Annotated in this window: 18 protein-coding genes; 9 read left to right on the forward strand and 9 right to left on the reverse strand. The window is 65.1% G+C overall.

The annotated features are described in order from the left end of the window. Positions 1-11: 11 nt before the first annotated feature. From atpE to prmC, 6 genes are all read right to left on the reverse strand, one after another. Positions 12-206, reverse strand: a complete 195-nt coding sequence (gene atpE, locus HMPREF1316_RS04075) for an ATP synthase F0 subunit C (RefSeq protein WP_021725660.1) — start codon at positions 204-206, stop codon at positions 12-14. A 91-nt stretch (positions 207-297) separates the two neighbouring features. Beyond that, entirely contained in the window at positions 298-1,146 is an 849-nt protein-coding gene (gene atpB, locus HMPREF1316_RS04080; RefSeq protein WP_040651331.1) for a F0F1 ATP synthase subunit A, read from the reverse strand. Between the two features lie 14 nt (positions 1,147-1,160). Then, positions 1,161-1,481, reverse strand: coding sequence for a hypothetical protein (locus HMPREF1316_RS04085; RefSeq protein WP_021725667.1), 321 nt, complete (start codon positions 1,479-1,481; stop codon positions 1,161-1,163). Between the two features lie 98 nt (positions 1,482-1,579). After that, entirely contained in the window at positions 1,580-2,221 is a 642-nt protein-coding gene (upp, locus tag HMPREF1316_RS04090; RefSeq protein WP_021725665.1) for a uracil phosphoribosyltransferase, read from the reverse strand. Positions 2,222-2,297: 76 nt separating this feature from the next. Then, positions 2,298-2,774 carry a ribose 5-phosphate isomerase B gene (rpiB, locus tag HMPREF1316_RS04095; protein WP_021725679.1) on the reverse strand — a complete coding sequence of 159 codons (477 nt, stop codon included), beginning with the start codon at positions 2,772-2,774 and terminating at the stop codon, positions 2,298-2,300. 268 nt (positions 2,775-3,042) lie between these two features. Then, positions 3,043-4,605 (reverse strand): peptide chain release factor N(5)-glutamine methyltransferase, encoded by a 1,563-nt coding sequence (gene prmC, locus HMPREF1316_RS14955; protein WP_021725686.1) that lies wholly within the window; start codon positions 4,603-4,605, stop codon positions 3,043-3,045. A 185-nt stretch (positions 4,606-4,790) separates the two neighbouring features. Between prmC and HMPREF1316_RS04105 the strand changes: the two genes are divergently transcribed. After that, positions 4,791-5,966, forward strand: a complete 1,176-nt coding sequence (locus HMPREF1316_RS04105) for an ATP-binding protein (RefSeq protein WP_232204426.1) — start codon at positions 4,791-4,793, stop codon at positions 5,964-5,966. Between the two features lie 10 nt (positions 5,967-5,976). Here HMPREF1316_RS04105 and prfA read toward each other — a convergent pair whose 3' ends face one another. Together prfA and HMPREF1316_RS04115 are read right to left on the reverse strand one after the other, a co-directional pair. Next, positions 5,977-7,044, reverse strand: a complete 1,068-nt coding sequence (gene prfA, locus HMPREF1316_RS04110; protein WP_021725682.1) for a peptide chain release factor 1 — start codon at positions 7,042-7,044, stop codon at positions 5,977-5,979. A 145-nt stretch (positions 7,045-7,189) separates the two neighbouring features. Beyond that, a complete protein-coding gene (locus tag HMPREF1316_RS04115; RefSeq protein ID WP_021725668.1) occupies positions 7,190-8,653 on the reverse strand; it encodes an NAD(P)/FAD-dependent oxidoreductase in 1,464 nt (487 codons plus the stop codon). A 488-nt stretch (positions 8,654-9,141) separates the two neighbouring features. Here HMPREF1316_RS04115 and HMPREF1316_RS04120 point away from each other — a divergent pair, with 488 nt between their 5' ends. Further along, positions 9,142-10,242 (forward strand): ATP-binding protein, encoded by a 1,101-nt coding sequence (locus HMPREF1316_RS04120; protein ID WP_021725632.1) that lies wholly within the window; start codon positions 9,142-9,144, stop codon positions 10,240-10,242. Between the two features lie 58 nt (positions 10,243-10,300). Here HMPREF1316_RS04120 and HMPREF1316_RS04125 read toward each other — a convergent pair whose 3' ends face one another. Continuing rightward, the gene (locus HMPREF1316_RS04125; RefSeq protein WP_021725689.1) at positions 10,301-11,776 is read right to left on the reverse strand and encodes a glycoside hydrolase family 1 protein; all 1,476 of its coding nucleotides are present in this window, start codon (positions 11,774-11,776) and stop codon (positions 10,301-10,303) included. A 424-nt stretch (positions 11,777-12,200) separates the two neighbouring features. Between HMPREF1316_RS04125 and HMPREF1316_RS04130 the strand changes: the two genes are divergently transcribed. The 7 genes from HMPREF1316_RS04130 to HMPREF1316_RS04160 all read left to right on the forward strand — a co-directional run bounded on the left by HMPREF1316_RS04130 (position 12,201) and on the right by HMPREF1316_RS04160 (position 20,410). Continuing rightward, the gene (locus HMPREF1316_RS04130) at positions 12,201-14,111 is read left to right on the forward strand and encodes a BglG family transcription antiterminator (protein ID WP_021725631.1); all 1,911 of its coding nucleotides are present in this window, start codon (positions 12,201-12,203) and stop codon (positions 14,109-14,111) included. Positions 14,112-14,113: 2 nt separating this feature from the next. Next, on the forward strand, positions 14,114-14,443 hold the full coding sequence (locus HMPREF1316_RS04135) for a PTS lactose/cellobiose transporter subunit IIA (RefSeq protein WP_021725658.1): 330 nt from the start codon (positions 14,114-14,116) through the stop codon (positions 14,441-14,443). 117 nt (positions 14,444-14,560) lie between these two features. After that, complete coding sequence (locus HMPREF1316_RS04140; RefSeq protein WP_021725674.1) at positions 14,561-14,863, forward strand: PTS sugar transporter subunit IIB; 303 nt, start codon at positions 14,561-14,563, stop codon at positions 14,861-14,863. Between the two features lie 48 nt (positions 14,864-14,911). Then, positions 14,912-16,255: a PTS sugar transporter subunit IIC gene (locus HMPREF1316_RS04145; RefSeq protein WP_021725645.1), complete on the forward strand. Its 1,344-nt coding sequence runs from the start codon at positions 14,912-14,914 to the stop codon at positions 16,253-16,255. Between the two features lie 108 nt (positions 16,256-16,363). Further along, positions 16,364-17,848 carry a glycoside hydrolase family 1 protein gene (locus HMPREF1316_RS04150; protein ID WP_021725651.1) on the forward strand — a complete coding sequence of 495 codons (1,485 nt, stop codon included), beginning with the start codon at positions 16,364-16,366 and terminating at the stop codon, positions 17,846-17,848. A 6-nt stretch (positions 17,849-17,854) separates the two neighbouring features. Then, positions 17,855-18,778 carry an AEC family transporter gene (locus tag HMPREF1316_RS04155; RefSeq protein WP_021725639.1) on the forward strand — a complete coding sequence of 308 codons (924 nt, stop codon included), beginning with the start codon at positions 17,855-17,857 and terminating at the stop codon, positions 18,776-18,778. 171 nt (positions 18,779-18,949) lie between these two features. After that, positions 18,950-20,410, forward strand: coding sequence for a glycoside hydrolase family 1 protein (locus HMPREF1316_RS04160; protein WP_040651303.1), 1,461 nt, complete (start codon positions 18,950-18,952; stop codon positions 20,408-20,410). The last annotated feature ends 198 nt before the right edge of the window (positions 20,411-20,608 follow it).

The raw sequence follows: 20,608 nt of genomic DNA on the forward strand, positions 1-20,608 counted from the left end.
GAGTGCCTGCCCTAATGGACGATCAGCGAAACGACGAATCCGATAAGGGCCAGGGCCTCGACGAACGCGGAGCCAAGAATGAAGGTAGTGAACAGACGGCCTTGCATCTCGGGCTGACGGGCCATTGCGGTCGTTGCGCCATAGGCAGAAAGACCGATGCCGATGCCGGCACCAATAACACCAAGACCATATCCGATGACTCCCACGATTCCTCCTTCATCACGCGCCTCGCTGAGGCGACCTTGTGACCACATCGACTGCGGACGTGGATGCCCGCGGTTCACCAAACATGAGATGCTACTTGCCTACAGCCTTCTCTTCCTCGGGCTCGCTCTCATTCTCGACCAATTGGATGTAGACGGACGAGAGCAGCGTGAAGACGTATGCCTGAATGACGCCCACGAGGATCTCCACCATGTAGATGATGATGAGCAGCAGGATCCAGAAGACGGAGGCCGCGGCATTGCCAAGGGCAATGACGGAGACCTGCTGCAGCAGGGGCTGGAAGAAGAGCGACGCCAGGATGGCGAAGGCGCCCATGACCACGTGTCCGGCGAACATGTTGCAGAAGAGTCGGACGGCGAGGGTGATGAGGCGCAGGAACGTCGAGAAGGCCTCGATGATCCAGAGGGGGGCGGCGGCGATGCCATGGATGCCCTCGGGAGCCAGGCTCTTGAGATACCCCAGGACACCCATGCGTTTGATGCCCACGGCGATGAAGTAGACGAACGAGCAGATGGCCAGCGCGGACGTCACGCCGATGGAACCGGTCCCGGGATGGCAGCCGGGAATGACGCCCACGATGCTGTTGGCGACGATGAAGAGGAAGAGCGCCGCCAGGAAGGAGTAGTGCCTCTTCCAGGTGTCTCCCAGGATGGACCTGCACATGTCATCACGGATGAACTCGAAGAGGCATTCCATGCCGTTGACGAAGAATCCCTGCGGAACCAGGCTCCTCCTCTGCTTGGCACGAAACACGAAGATGGTGACGAGCATGAGCGTGAGGGCAACCAGCATCCAGAAGATGTAGTTGGTGAAGCCGAAGTTGGTGTTGCCCTGGAGCACATGGGTGCTGAAGCTGTCGAGCAGCTCGTCCATCGCACCGCCGAGCTGATCCAGGGGGCTGTCGGCAGCACCTGCTGCCATGAGCGCACTTCCCACTATCCGTCATCCCCTTCGCTCGCGCCACCAGCGTGCATGGCGCGCGAGGCCTTGACCGAACGTATTCCCAAGCCAGCCAGGAACACGCTGACCATAGCACATGCGAACGCAGGCACAAGGGCGCCTGCAACCACATGCACGACCACGACCGCCAGCACCATGACCGCGAACGATACCACTATCGCCATGACGCCCACCGCAACAACGGTCGCGCCCTGCATCTTACTCTTCTCCCACGCCTGCGCAAGCAGAACGCACACAGGAGCAAGCCCCAACCCCCCCACTAGGGCACCCGCAAGCAGGGCCACCACGTCTGCCAAGTTACACCCTCCTTTTCATGCCAGAGGCCATCCGGGACGAACATCAGGGACATCCCGCATTGACACAGAACCAACACGTTGCGGCACGCCGCGCACCCCTACTTGGTGCCGTAGATGCGATCGCCCGCGTCACCGAGGCCGGGCAGGATATAGGCGCTCTCGTTGAGCTGACGGTCGAGCGCGCAGGTGTACAGGTGCACGTCCGAATCGAAGTCCAGGACCGCCTTCACGCCCTCGGGGGCGCTCACCAGCGTGAGGGCGCGGATGTCCTTGACGCCGGCATCGCGCAGGAACCTGATGGCCGCGGTGAGTGAGCCTCCCGTCGCCAGCATGGGGTCGACGATGAGGCAGATGCGGCTCTCCACGTCGGGCGGGAACTTGCAGTAGTACTGGTGTGGCTCGTGCGTGTCGGGATCGCGGTACATGCCCACGTGTCCCACGCGCGCGGAGGGGACGAGGGAGAGCAGGCCATCAACCATGCCCAGGCCGGCACGCAGGATGGGGATGATGGCAACCTTCTTGCCCGAGATGCGCTTGCAGGTGGTGACCTCGAGCGGGGTCTCCACCTGGACGTCCTCGAGCGGGAAGTCGCGCATGGCCTCGTAGCCCTCGAAGATGGCGAGCTCGGTGACCAGCTCGCGGAACTGCTTGGTACCCGTGTCCCTGTCGCGCAGGATGTGCAGCTTGTGCTGCACGAGCGGGTGATCGATGATGGTGAAGCGCGTCGTGTCGAAGTCCATGTTGATGCCCCTTCTGCCCCTCGCATATGGGAAGACCGACCGGCCGTCCAGAAACCCTTGCCACAGTGCTCGGGTATCAGCTTAGCCCGAAGTCCTCGCCCACCCCCGTGAAGCCGGGATCATCCTCGCGCGCGATCTTCTCGACGCGCTGGGCGTGACGCCCTCCCGCCCATTCCTGGGTGAGGAAGACGTCCACGATCTCCTCGTTCGTCGCAAGCGACGTGAAGCGGCCCGACAGGCACAGCACGTTGCCGTCGTTGTGCTCGCGGAAGAGCTCGGCGAACTGGGGCGTCTGGATGTTGGCGGCACGTATGCCGGGCACCTTGTCGGCGGCAAGCGCCATGCCGATGCCCGTGCCGCAGATGAGGACGCCGCGGTCGGCCTTGCCAGCGGCCACATGGCGCGCGACCTTGTCGGCGTAGTCGGGATAGTCGCAGCGGGCGTCCGTGGTGGGCCCCATGTCCATGACCTCGTGGCCGAGGGACTCGATATGCTCGGCGAGGGGCCCCTTCTGCTCGAAGCCACCGTGATCGGACGCAATGGCGATTCTCATGCCGCTCTCCCTGCCCTGGTGCTGGTCAACCTCTGGTGCCTGTGACAAGTATAGGGCAGGGCACGGCCAGCGCCAGGGCGGGACCCCACGGCGGCCCCGAACGGTCAGGGCCCGATTCGGCCCGCACCAGTTCGAGTCGTACGCAACTCTTGGCGGGAGACAGAGGAGGGCCGCCGGCATCATCGCAGGTAGATGAGATAGGGCATCTCCATTGCCTACCTGGAAGGCCTAGGATTTTGCATACGACTCAATCTGAAGGCGACTCAGGCTACGCCTGGGCGAGGACGGAGCGGATCCGTGCCGGGGAGATGGCCCCCTCGCGCAGGATGCGCGGCTCCGCGCCCGTGCAGTCCACGATGGTCGATGCCACGGCAAGGGGGGCAGGGCCCCCGTCGAGCGTGAGGTCGGCCTCCTCCACCAGGCGTCCCTCCACGGTGGCGCCACTCGTCGCCGAGGCCTCGCCATGTGTGTTCGCGCTGGTGACGGCCAGGGGAACCCCCACCTCGCGCGCAAGGGCGCGCACGAGGCTCGAGTCGGGGCAGCGCAGGGCGATGGTCCCCCCACGCGCGTACTCCGCCGGCACGAGCGGACTCGCCCTGACCACGAGCGTAAGCGCCCCCGGCCAGAGCTCCCGTGCCAGCAGCTGGGCCCCTGCGGGCACGTCCGCGCCGTAGAGCATGAGGTCGCTGGGGTCGGCCACCAGCCAGGGCAGCGTCTGGCCGAGGTCGCGCCGCTTGATGGCGAAGACGCGTCCCAGGCCGGGGTTGTGGGGCATGGCCGCGCAGCCTATGCCGTACACGGAGTCCGTGGGCATGACCACCACGCCGCCACCCACCAGCAGCCGCGCGACGTCACGCACGAGGCCGGGGTTGGGCGCGCCCTGGTCGACGGCCATGATCCTGTCGGGCCTCACGAGCGCTCCCCCCTCGGCGAGGCTTCCCTCGCGCACGGCCACGAGCACGCGCGGCCGTCGCGTGAGGTCCTCGCGCACCTCGACCGTCGCCCAGCCACCCTGGGCCCGACAGAGCTCGGCCGCCGTCTCCACGGTGGTCTCGAAGAGCTCGCAGCAGAGCATGCCACCCGGCCGCAGCGTCCGTGGGGCGAGCTCGAGCAGGCGACGGAGCACATCGAGCCCGTCGTCTCCGCCATCAAGCGCCAGTCCGGGCTCATGGCCCACGACCTCATGGGGCAGCGTGGCCACCACGGCGCTGGGGATGTAGGGCGGGTTGGAGACGAGCACGTCAAAGGTGCCCATGAGCTCTGGGCTGACGCCCGACGCCAGGTCGCATTCGACGAGGTCGATGACGCGCGTAAGGCCCAGGGCGTCGCGGTTGCGCTCCGCCAGGCCCACGGCTGCAGGCGAGAGGTCCGTGGCCGTCACGTGCGTGCCCGGACGCTCCGATGCCACAGAGCAGCTGATGCAGCCGGTTCCCACGCCCACCTCGAGCACCTGGGCCGCATGGCCGGCAGCCACCGCGCCATCCACGCCCTCGAGCGCCGCGTCCACGAGCACCTCCGTCTCGGGACGCGGGATGAGCACGCCGCGCTCGCAGCGCAGCACGATGTGGCGGAAGGGCATCTCGCCCGTCACGTATTGCAGCGGCTCGCCCGCGCCGCGCCGCAGCACGGCGTCGTGCATGGCAGACAGCTCCTGCTGGGAAAGGGGCCGGTCGAAGTTGGTGTAGATCTCCACGCGGGAGAGGCCCGTGGCATCGGAGACGAGCCACTCGGCGGAGAGCCGCGGGTGCTCGTCACCATGCCCCTCCAGGTATCCCACGCACCACTCGAGCATGCGCCTCACGGTCCATGTCTCCTGTCGAACCTGGGACACCCTGCCCTCCTCCATTCGCGCACGAGTCCAGTACCTCTCACCTTACTTTGTGATGTGGGACGCCACCTGCCAAAGATTTTGTCATCCTAAAATGCTCTGTTTTTAGCATACACTATGGATTGACCATTTTAGAAGGTAGGTTTGGAGTCCCTATGGGAACGAAGCTCATCGCTCGTCCACATTATATGGAATGGCTGCAGCGCTGGCAGGGCAAGAGGGTCATCAAGGTCGTCACCGGACTGCGACGCAGTGGGAAGTCCTGTGTCTTCGAGCTGTTCCAGGACGTGCTGCGCTCACAGGGGGTCCCAGACTCGAACATCCATGACATCAACTTCGAGAGCCTTGACGAAGAGTATCCCGCCGAGGCGCGAGGGCTGTACCGCTACCTCATGCAGCGCCTTGGTCCCGGCACAAACTATGTCTTCCTGGACGAGGTCCAGCACGTCAGGGACTTCGAACGCGCCGTCGACGGACTCGCGCTTCGCGATGACATCGACCTTTACATCACAGGCTCGAACGCATACCTGCTCTCCGGCGAGCTTGCGACGCTTCTTACGGGTCGCTATGTGGAGTTGCACCTGCTTCCTTTCTCCTTTGCGGAGTTCCTGAGCGCACGGCCCCGTGACTCCAACCCCGAAGTGGAGTTCAATCGGTTTCTCACCTACGGCGGCATGCCCTTCTCCGCACGGCTGGATGACGAGCGCAGCATCCTCGACTACCTGGGAGGCGTATTCAGCACCATTGTCCTCGAAGACGTGGCACGAAGGTACCCCCGCATGGATATGCGCTCCTTCAGGGACACCGCGGCATTTCTGGCAGACAACATCGGCAGCATCACCTCGCGCAAGCGCATTGCCGCGGGACTCGCATCGGCCGGCGCAAAGGCGACAGCCACCACCGTCGGTAGCTACCTGGACATCCTTGTCGAGAACTACCTCCTCTTCAAGGCAGCGCGCTATGACCTGCGGGGACATGAGCATCTGGCCACCCTCGAGAAATACTACCTCGGTGACCTTGGTTTCAGGTTCTGGCTGCTCGGGAAGGCGCAAGGGGACGTGGGGCATCGCATCGAGAACGCCGCCTACCTCGAGCTCCTGCGACGCTACCGTACGGTCTCGATCGGCAAGCTGGGAACCACCGAGGTCGACTTCGTGGCCATGGGCGACTCCGGGCCCGAGTACTTCCAGGTCGCACAGACCGTGCTTCCCGATGCGACGCGAGAGCGCGAGTTCAGACCACTCCGGTCGCTTGCGGACAACTATCCCAAGACCGTCCTCGCCCTTGACCGCGTGGGCACGGGAGACTACGACGGCATACGGCAGGAGAGCATCATCGACTGGATGCTCGGAACGAGCCGATAGGCCGCCCCGCCTATGCCATCCGTGCGAGCTTCTCGGCACGCTCGGCGGCGGCGAGGGCCTCGATGACCTCGGGCAGCCTGTCGCCCAGCAGCACGCCGTCATAGGTGCTGTTGAAGCCGATGCGGTGATCGGTCACGCGATCCTGCGGCTGGTTGTACGTGCGGATCTTCTCGGAGCGGTTGCCATGGCCTATCTGCGAGAGACGCGCGGCGCCCTGCTCCTCCTGCTGCCGCTCGAGCTCCATCTCGTACAGGCGGGCGCGCAGCATCTCCATGCACACGGCCCGGTTCTGGATCTGCGAGCGTTGGTCCTGCGACTGCACGACGGTGCCCGTGGGCAGGTGTGTGATGCGCACGGCGGAGTACGTGGTGTTGACGCCCTGCCCGCCCGGTCCGGAGGCGCAGTACGTATCCACGCGCAGGTCCTCCTCCTTGATCTCGATGTCGATGTCCTCGGCCTCGGGCAGCACGGCCACGGTGGCCGTCGAGGTCTGTATGCGCCCCTGGCTCTCGGTCTTGGGCACGCGCTGCACGCGGTGGACGCCGCTCTCGTACTTCATGACGGAATAGACCTTGTCGCCCGTGACCTTGAACTCGATGGTCTTGAAGCCGCCCGCCTCGCTGGGGCTGGACGAGAGCACCTCGATCTTCCAGCCACGTGACTGGGCAAGGCCCTCGTACATCTTGAAGAGGTCGCCCGCAAAGATGCCCGCCTCGTCACCACCCACGCCCGCACGGATCTCCACGATGGTGTTCTTCTCGTCGTTGGGGTCGCCGGGAATGAGCATGACCTTGATCTCGTCCTCGAGGCCGGGCAGCCTCTCCTCGTTCTCGGCGATGTCGGCCTGCAGCATCTCCTTGTCCCCGGCGCCGGAGGTCTCGTGCAGCATCTCCTTTGCCGCCTCGATGTCCTCCTTGGCTTGCAGGTACGCGCGCGCCTTTGCCACCAGCTCCGCCTGGCTGGAGTGCTCCTTGGCGATGCGCGTGTATTCCTTGGGATCCGACATCACGGCCGGGTCCATCATCTTCCGTTCGAGCTCCTCGTAGGCAGCGATGATCTTCTCTAGCTTGTCGCCCATGGCGCATCTTTCCCTCATGCCCCGGCACGGTCCCTCCGGCAGGGCTGTCGGAGGGGCGTCTCGTGGTGACGTGGCGGTTTGTTCGGCGTAGTGAGGATACCACCCCACAGCCGCTTCCATTCATTCTGCAGGGCGCGTGGGGACGTCAGCGTGCGGCCAGCTCCTCGCCCATGAGCAGCCCCATCACGGAGCTCATCATGAGCCCGCGCGTCCAGCCGCTCGAGTCGCCCAGGCAGTGCAGGTGGGCCACGTTGGTGTCAAAGTGCCCGTCCATGCCCACCCGGTTGCTGTAGAACTTGAGCTCCGGCGCATAGAGCAGGGTCTCGTCGGCGGCAAAGCCCGGCACCACCTGGTCCACGGCCCGCATGAACTCGACGATCTCGATCATCGCACGGTGCGGCATGGCGGAGGTGATGTCGCCCGCCTCGGAATCGGGCAGCGTGGGCACCACGTTGGAGCGACACAGCTCCGCGGGCCAGGTGCGCTTCCCATCCAGGATGTCGCCGAAGCGCTGCACGAGGATGTGCCCGGCGCCAAGCATGTTGCACAGGCGGCCCACATGCTGGGCATAGGCTATCGGTTCGTGGAACGGTTCACGGAAGTTGAACGAGACCAGCACCGCAAGGTTGGTGTTGTCGCTCTTGCGCTCCTTGTAGCTGTGCCCATTGACCACGGCGAGGCCGCCGTCGTAGTTCTCCTGGCTCACGAAGCCACCGGGGTTCTGGCAGAACGTGCGCACCTTGTTGCGGAAGGGATCGGGATAGCCCACGAGCTTCGACTCGTAGAGCACGTTGTTGACGTCCTCCATGACCTCGTTGCGCACCTCGACGCGCACACCGATGTCGCATGGCCCCGCATGGTGCCCGATGCCATGCTCCAGGCACATCCGATCGAACCAGTCCGCACCACGGCGGCCCGTGGCCACGATGGTCTCGGCGGCGGTGACGCGACAGGTGCGCTCGCCCGGCGCGGCATTGATGGGATGGATGATGGCGCCCGTGCAGCAGCCGTCCCCGACGAGCACCTCGGAGCACTCGTTCCCAAAGAGCAGGGTGACGCCCGCCTCTTCGAGACGATGCTCGATGCGTGCGTAGATCTCCTGGGCCCTCTCCGTCCCCAGATGGCGGATGGGGCAGTCGACGAGCTTGAGGCCCGCCTTGATGGCACGGCGGCGGATCTCGGCCACCTCCTGCGTGTTGCCCACGCCCTCCACGCGTGGGTCCGCACCATACGAGAGGTACATCTGGTCGACGCGACTGATGGTCCCCTGCACACGGTCGGCGCCGATGAGCTCGGGCAGGTCGCCACCCACCTCGTGCGAGAGCGAGAGCTTGCCATCGGAGAAGGCACCCGCACCCGAGAAGCCCGTCGTGATGCGGCAGGGCTCGCAGTGCACGCACTGGCTCGTCCGCTCCTTGGGACAGCTGCGCCGCTCTATGGGAAGCCCCTTCTCGACCATGGTGATATGCCGCGCGTCGCCGCGCTCGATGAGGCCAAGCGCGCAGAAGATGCCTGCTGGTCCGGCTCCTATGATGAGGATGTCCGTCCTGAGGGTCCCGGGGAGCTCGGGGGCTGCCTCGGGGGCAGCCCTCAGGGGTGTGTCAGGCATCAGAAGTCCTTTCGGGGCGGAGGGTGGGCGGCATGCTCACGTTGGAAGACTACCCCAAGCGCGCGGGGATGAAACGCACGGAGATACCGGCTGGCATGTGGAAGACGGGCGAACCCCTGGGCGCGAGGCGCCATCATGCCTCGCGCCGCACCATAGGGGTGGGGGCCTGGTTCCTGCCACGAACATCCACTTGCATTCCTTCGGTGGATGGATGGTTTCGTATGGGGCGTGGCAGGAGCCGCACCCCGGGCTGCACCCAAGCATCTCCGCACAGCCCGATGCCGTGACCGGCGCCTCATGGCCCATGGTTGGCATTTGGTAGAATCGGCTTTAAGAATGCCCAGGTCACAGAGGCCGCATCCATCAAGGGACACCCACAGGCCCCAGCTCCGCCCATGGACATTCCCGTATCACCAGACCTCTTGCCCCACAGGGCAAAAGGGGCAAAAATAAGCAAAGAAGGCAAAAATAGGCAAAGAAGGCAAACGATGACCGAGAGAAACCCCTTCACACCCGCCTTTGGAACGACCCCTGCCATCCTGGCCGGCCGAGACGAGCTGCTCCACGAGATGCGCGAGGCCCTCGTGCAGGGCGCGGGCGACCCCAACCTCTCCAGCATCCTCGTCGGCCCGCGTGGCACCGGCAAGACCGTCTGCCTCTCGCGCATAGCGGAGGATGCGGAGGCATGCGGCTGGATCGCCGCAAGCAGCTCCGCCATCCCCGGGCTGCTCGAGGACCTCTTCGAGCAGACGCTCCGCAAGGCCTCCCACCTCGTGGACTCTCACAGTGGCGTCCGGATCACCAACGTCGGCGTGGGGCCCCTGAGCGCAGGCTGGGAGTATGGTGCCGAGCGGCGGGGCAACTGGCGCACGCGCATGGGCGCCCTGCTCGACCAGCTGGCAGAGCATGGCACCGGGCTGCTCCTCACCGTCGACGAGGTCGATGCGAGCCTCGACGAGCTGATCACCCTCGCCTCGGTGTACCAGCACCTCGTCCGGGAGGACAGGAAGGTCGCGCTGGTCATGGCGGGACTCCCGTCCCACGTGGGCGCCCTCCTCTCGAACAGGAGCGTCTCGTTCCTGAGGAGGGCCCAGCGTCACACGCTGGGCAGGGTATCGGATGCGGACGTGGCCGACGCCTTCAGGCGGACCATGGCGCTCACCAGCAAGTCGCTGGACGCCGAGGCGTTGGACGCCTGCACCACGGCGACGGAGGGCTTCCCCTACATGCTGCAACTCGTGGGGTTCAGGAGCTGGCAGGCGGCGCAGGACAAGGAGCGCGTCGGCCCCGACGACGCCCGGGCAGGGGTCGACAACGCGCGGAGGGACTTCGAGGAGCACGTCCTGGCGCCAAGCTACCGTGAGCTCTCGCCCATGGACGTGAGCTTCGTCAATGCCATGCTGCAGGACAAGGTGGAGAGCCGCCTTTCCGACATCGCCCAGCGCATGGGCGTCACGAGCCGCTATGCCTCCACCTATCGCAGCAGGCTCCAGGAGGCGGGGGTGGTGGAGAGCCCCGCCCGCGGCATCGTGCGCTTCTGCCTGCCGGGCTTCCCGGCATATGCCCGGCACAGGATGGAGCTGGGGTAAGGGGGACGGGCCCTCGGGGCCTAGGGCAACTGTAATACCCGCCGTGACCTTAGTTGCGCTAGTCGCTCCAGAGGCTGTCGCCGTTCGTCTCGCACACGCGCCGCATCCAGTCGAAGCTCTTCTTGCGGCTGCGTGCCAGGGTGCCGTTGCCCTTGTCGTCCATGTCCACGTACACAAAGCCATAGCGCTTGGCCATCTCGCCCGTGGAGAGTGACACCAGGTCGATGCAGCCCCACATGGTGTAGCCCAGGCACTCGACCCCGTCCAGGCAGATGGCCTTGGCCATCTCGCGCAGGTGGTCCCTGAGGTAGTCGATGCGATACTGGTCGTCTATGGTGCCGTCATCTGCCACCTCGTCGCGCGCGCCGAGGCCGTTCTCCACTATGAAGATTGGCTTCCGGTAGCGGTCGTACACCTCGTTCATCACGTAGCGCAGGCCGACCGGGTCAATCTGCCAGCCCCAGGCCGTGGTCTTGAGGTAGGGGTTGTTGGGTTCGCCGCCCATGCGCCTCAGGGGAGAGGAGGCGTTCACGGTGGCGGAGCGGTAGTAGCTGAAGCTCACGTAGTCCAGCTGGCCGTCAAGCAGCACCTGCTCGTCATGGGGATCCATGTCGAGCTTGACCCCACGGCGCCTGAATATGTCCCGCGCGTAGTAGGGGTAGCGGCCCTGTGCCATCACGTCCGCAAAGAGCAGGCTCTCATGGCGACACTGCATACGCCGCAGAACGTCCTCCGGACGACAGGTCTCGGGATAGATCTCAGAGAGCGCGTACATGGTGCCAAACTGCGCGCCGGGCATCATCTTGTGGCCCATGACGACGGCCTTGGCGCTGGCAACGAAGATGTTGTGCAGCGCCTGGTAGTGCGTCTGGTCATCGGTTTTCCTCACGCCCAGGGCCGCGTAGCCCGCAACGGCATTGAGCTCGTTGAAGGTGAGCCAGTACCTGCACTTGGTCCCGATGCGCTCAAAGAGGGCTCGGCAGAGCCTGAGGTAGCAGTCTATGACGTGGCGGCTCGACCAGCCGCCGTACTCCTCGGCAAGGTGCACGGGCAACTCGTCGTGGCAGACCGTGATGAGCGGCTGCATGCCATGGGTAAGGAGCTCGTCCACCACACCCTCGTAGAACGCCAGTCCCTCTTGGTTGGGCTCCGCCTCGTCCCCGGTGGGGAAGATGCGGCTCCAGCAGATGGAGAAGCGAAACACCTTGAAGCCCATCTCGCCCATGAGGGCGATGTCCTCCTTCCAGTGGTGGTAGAAGTCGACCGCCTGGTGGCTGGGGTAGTACTGGTCGTCGTAGATGCAGGGGACCGCGCCTTCGGGGAAGGGCTCGCACATGAGGAAGCTGCTGTTGACTGCCGCCCTCCCGCCGTCGGGGATCCTAAGCGTCATCTTGCGCGGGCTGCTGACGCTGCCGTCGGTCTCGAAGTCGCGGGTGAGAAGCCCGCGGCCGCCCTCCCCGTAGCCGCCCTCGTACTGGAAGTCGGCGGTGGCCCCTCCCCAGAGAAAGCCCTTGGGCAGGCGAATCGTCTCCATGGAGCATCCCTTCCTCGTCGTTGTGGTGACAGGCCGGCGCAGCACGGGCGCAGTACGTGGTCGGCACGGACACGGCGCGGCACGATCGCTACCGGGACGGTGCAGCCCGGCCTGGCGCCCGCCGCGCCCTTCTCGCCTGCGTCCCTGCCTTAACCCTAGCTCCTTGCGGCGCGCTTGTCCCCTGCGTTCGTACGGCATTCTTCCACAGGGGTGAGCGGATCGGCTGGCGGAACGCGCGCGGAGGGGCTGTGTCACGGCCCTCGCCGGGGCCTCGCTCCGCCTCGTCGGCCTCTGCCGGGGCCTCCGTCCCGTCGCATCCCCCTGCCGGGAAGCAATTGGCACAGCGCTTTCCAATTCCTCTGGAAGATTGTGCGATTGAAACGCTCGCGCCGCCTCACATATTCTTCGAGCTGAGGAGGAGGGCATGGACCATCAGCTCATGAAGTGCATCTCTATCATCAGGGATCTGGGCGTGGCCGATGCCCAGACGCTCTCCTCGCGCCTCGGCGTCACGACGCGAACCGTCAGGACCTACGTCAGGCGCATCAACCGCACGCTTGCCGGCGTCGCGCACATCCAGACGGTCAGGGAGAGGGGTTACAGGCTCGTCATCGATGACGAGGACGCCTTCGGCCGGCTGCAGCGGCTCCATGGGGCGACCGACCGCCTGCCCTCCACCCCTCAGGAGCGCGTGAGCTACCTCGCGGACGACCTTCTCATGCGCAACGACTGGATCACCCTCGACGAGCTCTCGGAGAGCCTGTTCGTCTCGCGGACGACGGTGTCCAGCGACCTGAAGCAGGTTGAGAAGTCTCTGACTGAGTTTGGCCTCAGGATCGAGCGGCGCTCCCACCATGGGATCCGCGTGGTCGGCCCCGAGATGGCGCGGCGCCTGTGCCTTGCCTCCCTCGTGGTGGGCTCCGAGGTGGAGGGTTCCGACAGCTCCAAGAGCTCGGCTATGCTCAGCGAGATAGACGAGTGCGTCTCCGAGGTGGCGCGCGAGGAGGACGTGCAGATCAGGAACTTTGTCTATCGCAACCTGCTCATACACGTGGCCATCGCCATCGAGCGCATACGCGGGGGCTGCTACGTCCCCATGGAGCGGAGCCAGCTGCAGAGCATAAAGAGGAGCACGTACTTCTCAACGGCCCAGCGCATGGCCCGCGCGCTCGAGGAGCGCCTCCGCATCTCCCTGCCCGAGGAGGAGGTTGCCTACATCGCCATACACCTTGCGGGCAAGGAGACCATCGAGGCGCAGCCCAGCTCCGACGACGGGCGCCTGGTGATCCCGGAGGAGGTCTGGGACGTGGTCGGGCAGATCACCGACCTGGTGGGGAAGGACTTTCACTTCGACCTGTCCGATGACCTCGAGCTGCGCATGAACCTTGCCCGGCACATCGCCCCGCTCTCGGTGCGCATGCTCTACCACATGCAGGCGAGCAACCCGATCCTCTCGGACATAAAGGTCCACTACCCCCTCGCCTACCACATGGCGCTCGACTGCGCCCCGCTCCTCACGCAAAGGTGGGGCTCCGAGCTCAGCGAGGACGAGGTCGGCTACATCGCACTGTCATTTGCGCTCGCCCTCGAGCGGAGCCGCACCCAGGTGGAGCGCAAGAACGTGCTCATGGTCTGCGCGTCGGGGGAGGGCAGCGCGCGCCTTTTGGAGCTGCGCTTCCGAGAGAGGTTTGGCAACCAGGTCAACCGGGTGGAGACCTGCGACGTCTCCCTCGTTGGGTCCCGCGACCTCAGCGACATCGACTACGTCATCACGACGGTGCCCATCCGTGAGCGCCTGAGGGTACCGATCCTCGAGGTGGGCAACTTCCTTGAGGACGCCGATCTTGACAACATCAAGGTCCTCCTCAGCCGCAACGCCACGGAGGGCGTCAGAGGCTACTTTCCTCCCGAGCTCTTTCTTCCGCACCTTGACCTATCGAGCCGCGAGGAGGCCATTGACCTCCTCAGCAAGAGGGTCGCCGAGCGGGAGGGACTGGGCGAGGAGCTTACCGCGTCCGTGTGGCGGCGCGAGGAGCTGGCCACCACCGCCTTTGGCAACTACGTCGCCATGCCCCACCCGCTGGAGACCATGGGGAGCAGGACGGTGGTGTGTGTGGGCATCGCCAAGAGGGAGATCGACTGGCTGGGGAAGCCGGTGCGCGCCGTGTTCTTGGTGTCCATCGCAAAGGGGCACGGGGACCTCCAGGAGTTCTATCACGTCATGGCCGCACTTCTCATGAGCGAGCGGGACGTGGCGCGCCTTGTCGAGCGGCAGGACTACGAGACGCTGGCCTCGATGCTGGACGAGCATTGTCACGACCTTGAGAGGAGCTAGAGGTGGACGAGGAGAAGTATGAGCTGGCGATGAAGATCATCACCCATGCCGGCACCGGCAAGTCGTGCGCGCTGGAGGCCATCGACCTGGCGGCGGACGGCGACTTCGCCGGTGCCGAGCAGAGCCTTGCCGAGGCGCGCGGCGAGATGAGGAAGGCGCACGACATCCAGTTCTCCATGATTCAGCAGGAGGCCTCGGGGAGGCCGGTCGACGTGCACCTGATCCTGCTCCACGCGGAGGACCACCTGACGATGGCGATCATGTGCATCGACCTCGCGGAGCGCTTCATGGCCCTCTACCGGCGCATCGCCGCCGACGAGCAGAAGGGCTGACAGGGCGTTTCTGCGTGCCGCCGCACTCTTCTGCCGGCACGCACGGACAAAGCGGTAGTGGGGCGGGAGACCGCCTGAGGCATGGTGGCAGCGCCACCAAGAGAGAAGGAGAGCACCATGAGAATCATGCTTGCATGCGCGGCCGGAATGTCAACGTCGATGCTGGTGGCAAAGATGCAGGAGGCGTCGAAGGCTGTGGGGCGCGACGACACCATCTGGGCCGTCGAGCAGGGTCAGATCGAGGCCGAGCTCGGCAACTTCGACGTCCTGCTCCTGGGACCCCAGGTCCGTCACATCAAGAGGAAGGTTGACAAGATCGTCAACGGCGCGGTGCCCGTGGATATCATCGACCCCGTCGCCTATGGGCGCGTGGACGGCGCGAAGGTCCTCGAGCAGGCCGACAGGCTCGTCCAGGGCTAGAGAGGCGTAAGGCACATTCCCACCACAACAGCACCTAGGAGGTAAGACATGGCTTTTAGCGAGGGATTCGAGGACAAGCTCCTCGACATCGCCGCGTGGGTTGACGAGAACAAGTACCTCAACTCCATCAAGGACGCCTTCACCGTCTTCATGCCCTTTGTCATCGTGGGCTCGTTCGGCTCCCTGCTGAACTCACTGATCGCTTCCAAGACCACGGGCCTGGCGCAGTTCCTCCCTGCGGCGGCGCAGCTCGGTCCCGCGTTCTCGGCCCTCAACTTCTGCTGCCTCTCATTCATGACCATCCCCATCCTGTACCTCATCGCGCACAACATCGGCAAGCACAACGGCGCCGATCCCGTCGTCACGGGCATTGCCTGCATCGCCGCGTACATATCCATGGTCCCCACCACCTTCACGGCCGACCTCTCCAAGCTCCTCGCGGAGGGGCAGACGCTAGTCGACGGCACCACGTCCGCCACGGGCCTCGCGGCGATGGGCAACACCATCTTTGGCGCCCAGGGCCTGTTCGTGGGCATGCTCACGGCGGTCCTCGTGGCAGAGCTCTTCGACTGGCTCTGCACCATCGACGCCATCAAGATCAAGATGCCGCCCACGGTTCCAGCCGGTATCACGAAGTCCTTCAACGTCATGATCCCCGTTGCCCTCACGCTCCTGGTTACCTGCATATTTGGCCAGTTAGTGAAGCTTGTGACCGGGCAGTACATCAACGAGCTCATCTACCTGATCCTCCAGGCGCCCATGGAGGGGCTCTTCCAGACCATGCCGGGCATCCTCGTGGCCGTGGCGCTCTCCCAGGTGTTCTGGTTCCTCGGCATCCACGGCGGCCTCGTCGTGTCCCCCGTGCGCAACGCCATCTGGGCGACGGCCATTGCCGCCAACACAGCGGCCCTTGCGGTAGGCGCCGCTCCCGACCGCATCTTCACCCAGGGGTTCTGGATGTGCTTTATCGTGCCGGGCGGGGCTGGCATGACCCTCTGCCTGCTCTTCGCGACGCTTCTGTTCTCCAGGCGCGAGGACCATCGCGGCGTCGCGAAGCTCGCCCTCGTCCCCGGCATCATGGGCATCTCCGAGCCTGTCGTGTTTGGCTATCCCCTGGTCCTGAACCCGACCTTCGCCATCCCGTTCATCTTCAACTCGTCCATCTCGGCCGCCATCGCCATGGTCGCCATCAACATTGGCTTCTTGCCCTGCAACACGTTCGATGTGCCATTTGGCGTGCCCGTCATCCTCAACGCCTTCCTGAGCTTTGGCTGGCAGGGCGTCGTGATACAGCTCATCACGTTCGCGGTCTGCACCCTGGTGTGGATGCCCTTCGTGCTCATCGCCAACAAGCAGGCCAGGGAAGAGGCCAAGGTGGAGGCGGCCGCATAGGTCCCGGTGCGCCGCTGGCGAGCGGCTGCCTCATCTGGCTCGTTGTCTGGCAGCGGGGCCGGCACGCCCCAAGGGGTGCGTCGGCCCCTCCTACAATGGAGGTTGAGAATGGACGCATGCACGGCAGGCGGCTTCCCCCAGGGGTTCCTCTGGGGCGGGGCGATCGCCGCCAACCAGTACGAGGGGGCCTGGGACGTGGGCGGCAAGGGGCTCTCTGTGGCAGACTGCGCAACGTACAAGCCCAATGTGGACAAGCGCGACTACAAGGCCCTGCACGGCATCACGTCCGCGCAGGTAAGGGAGGCTATGGCCTCAACTGACACCCGTCGCTACCCGCGCCGTCACGGCGTGGATGGCTACCACCACTACAAGCAGGACATCGACCTCTGCGCCGAGATGGGCTTCAAGACGCTGCGCATCTCCATCCAGTGGACGCGGCTCTTCCCCACGGGCACCGAGGAGGGGCCCTTGGAGGGCGGGCTCGCGTTCTACGAGGACGTCCTCTCGTACCTGCGCGAGAGGGGCATCGAGCCGCTGGTGACCCTGCACCACTACGAGCAGCCGCTCTATCTGGCCAACCACTACGGGGGCTGGTACGACCGCAGGGTCATAGCGCTGTTCCTGCGGTTCTGCGAGGCGTGCTTCAGGCGCTACGGGCCTCTCGTCAAGTACTGGCTCACCTTCAACGAGGTCGACTCGGCCTTCAGGCACCCCTGGACCACGGTTGGCGTCTGTGAGGACCGCTTCCCCGAGGATCAGAGGGAGGAGGTCATCTACCAGTGCGTCCACAACCAGATGGTCGCCTCGGCGCTCGCCACCAAGATGCTCCACCAGATGGTCCCCGGTGCGCAGATGGGCTGCATGCTCACGCGCACGCTCACCTACCCCCTCGACTGCAACCCCAAAAACCAGCTCCTGGCGCAGAGGGACAATCGCGAGAACTACATGTACACCGACGTGCAGGCGCTGGGCGCCTACCCCAGCTGGCAGAGGAGGTACTGGGAGCGCCATGGCATCCACGTGGACATGGGCCTCGACGACGAGGCAATCCTCGCGCAGTACCCGGTCGACTTCGTGTCCTTCTCGTACTACAACTCCATGGTCGACTCCATCGACGCGGCCCGGCGCGAGAAGGTGGGGGGCAACCTTGCCACCGGCGTCAGGAACCCCTACCTTGCAACCAGCGACTGGGGATGGCAGGTCGATGCGGACGGGCTGCGCTATGCGCTCATAGACATGTGGGACCGCTACCACAAGCCCCTGTTCGTGGTCGAGAACGGCCTGGGGGCAGAGGACGAGGCAGACCCCCAGACCGGCCGCATCGAGGACGACTACCGGATCGACTACCTGCGCCGACACGTCGAGGCCATCCGCGACGCCATTGACGACGGCGTCACCGTGATGGGCTACACGCCCTGGGGCTGCATCGACCTGGTGTCCTTGTCCACCTGCCAGATGAGCAAGCGCTATGGCTTTGTCTACGTGGACCTGGACGACGAGGGCAACGGCAGCTATGCCAGGAGCCGCAAGAAGAGCTTCTTCTGGTACCAGCGCGTCATTGCCTCCAACGGCGAAGACCTGGACTCGGCGTGACCTGCCGTGAGTGACTCCATCAGCATCCTCGTGACCCAGGTCCTGGCCATATTCCTCATGATGGCGGTGGGCTACGCGTGCCATCGGACGCACATGGTGAGCGACCGGGGGGTGGAGGACCTCTCGAACGTCGTCATGTACGTCGCGAGCCCCGCCGTCATGGTCACGTCGTTCCTGCAGCCGTTCAGCGTGGAGCAGCTCAGGGAGGCCGGCGTCTGCGTGGTGCTCACCACGGCGGTTTTTGCGATCGCCGTTGCCATGGCCCGCCTGGTCTACGGCAACGGCGAGAAGGTCTCGCAGTTCGCGGTCATCTTCTCCAACACGGGGTTCGTGGGGATCCCCCTCGTGCAGAGCGTGCTCGGCGAGGAGTATGTGTTCTATGTCACCGTCTGCATCGCCACGACGACGTTCTTCGTCTGGACATACGGCGTCCACCTCATCACGGGCTCCTTGGAGCAGGTCTCCCTCACGAAGGTCGTCACCAACCCCGCCGTGATAACCCTCTTCGTGGGCTTTGCGCTTTACGTCCTCCAGGTTGACCTCCCCGACGCGCTGTCGGACGCGTGCGCGGCACTCGGCGCGCTCAACACCGGGGCGGCCATGCTGGTGCTGGGCTGCTACCTTGCCCAGACCCGCCTCTCCTTGATCGTGCGAGACCTCCGCATCTACAAGGCGAGTCTCCTGCGCCTTGTCGCTTCTCCCCTGGCGACCATCCTGCTCCTCTGCCTGCTTCCGGCGGGCCTTGTGCCCCGTGACATCAAGATGGTGATCCTCATCACCTTTGCCACGCCGGTCGCGGGGATGTGCGCCATGCTCAGCCAGAAGTATGGGGCGAACTACGAGTACGGGACGGGGCTCATCTCGGTCTCAACGCTGCTCTCCATGGTGTCTATGCCGCTCATGCTGGAGCTGGCGATGCTGGTCCTGTGATCTGCCCCTTTGGTGGGCGCACGCTCGGGGCGGGGACGCCTCGCGCGCCTTCCCGGGAACCCCGCGCGGGAGGGAGGAGGGGTGATGTGACGCATGTGGGCCCTCTGGGGCCTCCTGACCCCGCCGGGGTCATCTGACCTGGTTGCCACGACGTAAGAGATGGAGGATGGTATGGCTTCGGTTTTTCGCGATGACTTCCTTTGGGGCGGCGCCTGCGCCGCCAACCAGTTCGAGGGTGCGTGGGACGTGGACGGCAAGGGCGACTCCGTCCCAGACCATTGCATGACGGGCACGTACGACCCCGAGCGGGGGACGCACGCCGAGAAGAGCATCTCCGTCAAGATAGACCCCAAGGGCCTCTACCCGTCACACGAGGCCATCGACTTCTACCACCACTACGAGGAGGACATCGCCCTCTTTGCGGAGATGGACTTCACGTGCTTCCGCACCTCGATCAACTGGACGCGCATCTACCCAACGGGGCTCGAGGACGAGCCCAACGAGGCGGGGTTGGCGTTCTACGACCGGGTGTTCGACTGCTGCCTGGCCCACGGCATACAGCCCCTCGTGACCCTCACGCACTACGAGACGCCCTACGCCCTGGTGGAGCGTTACAACGGGTGGGCCTCGCGCGAGCTCGTGGCCTGCTACGAGAAGTTCTGCCACACGGCCTTCGAGCGCTACAGGGACAAGGTGCGCCTGTGGCTGACCTTCAACGAGATCAACTGCTCCACCCTCGACTTCGGCGCCATGTTTGGGACGTCCATTGTTCGCGGCTACGAGGGGGGACGCCACGAGCTCAAGGTGTCGCCCCAGCTGCGCTACCAGGCGCTGCACCACCAGTTCGTGGCGTCCGCGAAGGTGGTGAAGTATGCGCACGACCACTACCCGCAGTTCAAGATGGGCTGCATGACGGTGTTCCTGCAGACCCATCCCGCGACCTGCGACCCCGCGGACCAGCTCGCAAACCAGGCGAACATGCACCAGCACTGCTGGTACACCTCTGACGTCCAGGTGCGCGGCACCTACCCTTCCTATGCGCGCCGCTTCTGGGACGAGAACGGCATCAGCATTGCGATGGAGCCCGAGGACGAGAAGGTCCTGCGGGAGGGGAAGGTCGACTTCTTCAGCTTCTCCTACTACATGACCAACCTCGTGGGCACGCACGAGGACCTCATGGAGGCGTCGGGCAACGTGATGGGCGGCGGGCGCAACCCCTACCTGCCAACCTCCGAGTGGGGTTGGACCATAGACCCCCAAGGCCTGCGCTTTGCGCTCAACGAGATCTGGGACCGCTACCAGATTCCCCTCATGGTGGTCGAGAACGGCCTTGGGGCCTTTGACAAGGTGGAGGACGACGGCTCCATCCACGACGGCTATCGCATCGACTACCTGCGCGAGCACGTGCGCCAGATGCGCGAGGCCGTGAAGGACGGGGTGGACCTGCGGGGCTACACCTGGTGGGGGCCGATCGACCTCGTCTCCAACGGCACCGGTGAGATGCGAAAGCGCTACGGGTTCATCTACGTGGACAAGCACGACGACGGCACGGGCACCCTCAAGCGGTCGCGCAAGGACAGCTTCTACTACTACCAGAGGCTCATCGCCAGCAACGGCGAGGACCTGGGGTAGGCTTGGGCGCAAGGCACTCGCCTCTCGGTGAGCCATCGCCCCATACTGTGGGCGGGCATCCTTGTCGCCACCTTGTTCGCGCGGGAATAGGCAGGAGGGCGTGCCCGACACAGGTCGGGAGGGGTCTGGGGCCGTCCCCTCGACATGAGAAGGCGTCAACGAGGACGCCGCCCCATCGCCACACCGACGACATAAGGA

It is taken from the genome of Olsenella profusa F0195, from assembly GCF_000468755.1.
GTDB classification, from domain to species: Bacteria; Actinomycetota; Coriobacteriia; order Coriobacteriales; family Atopobiaceae; genus Olsenella_F; species Olsenella_F profusa.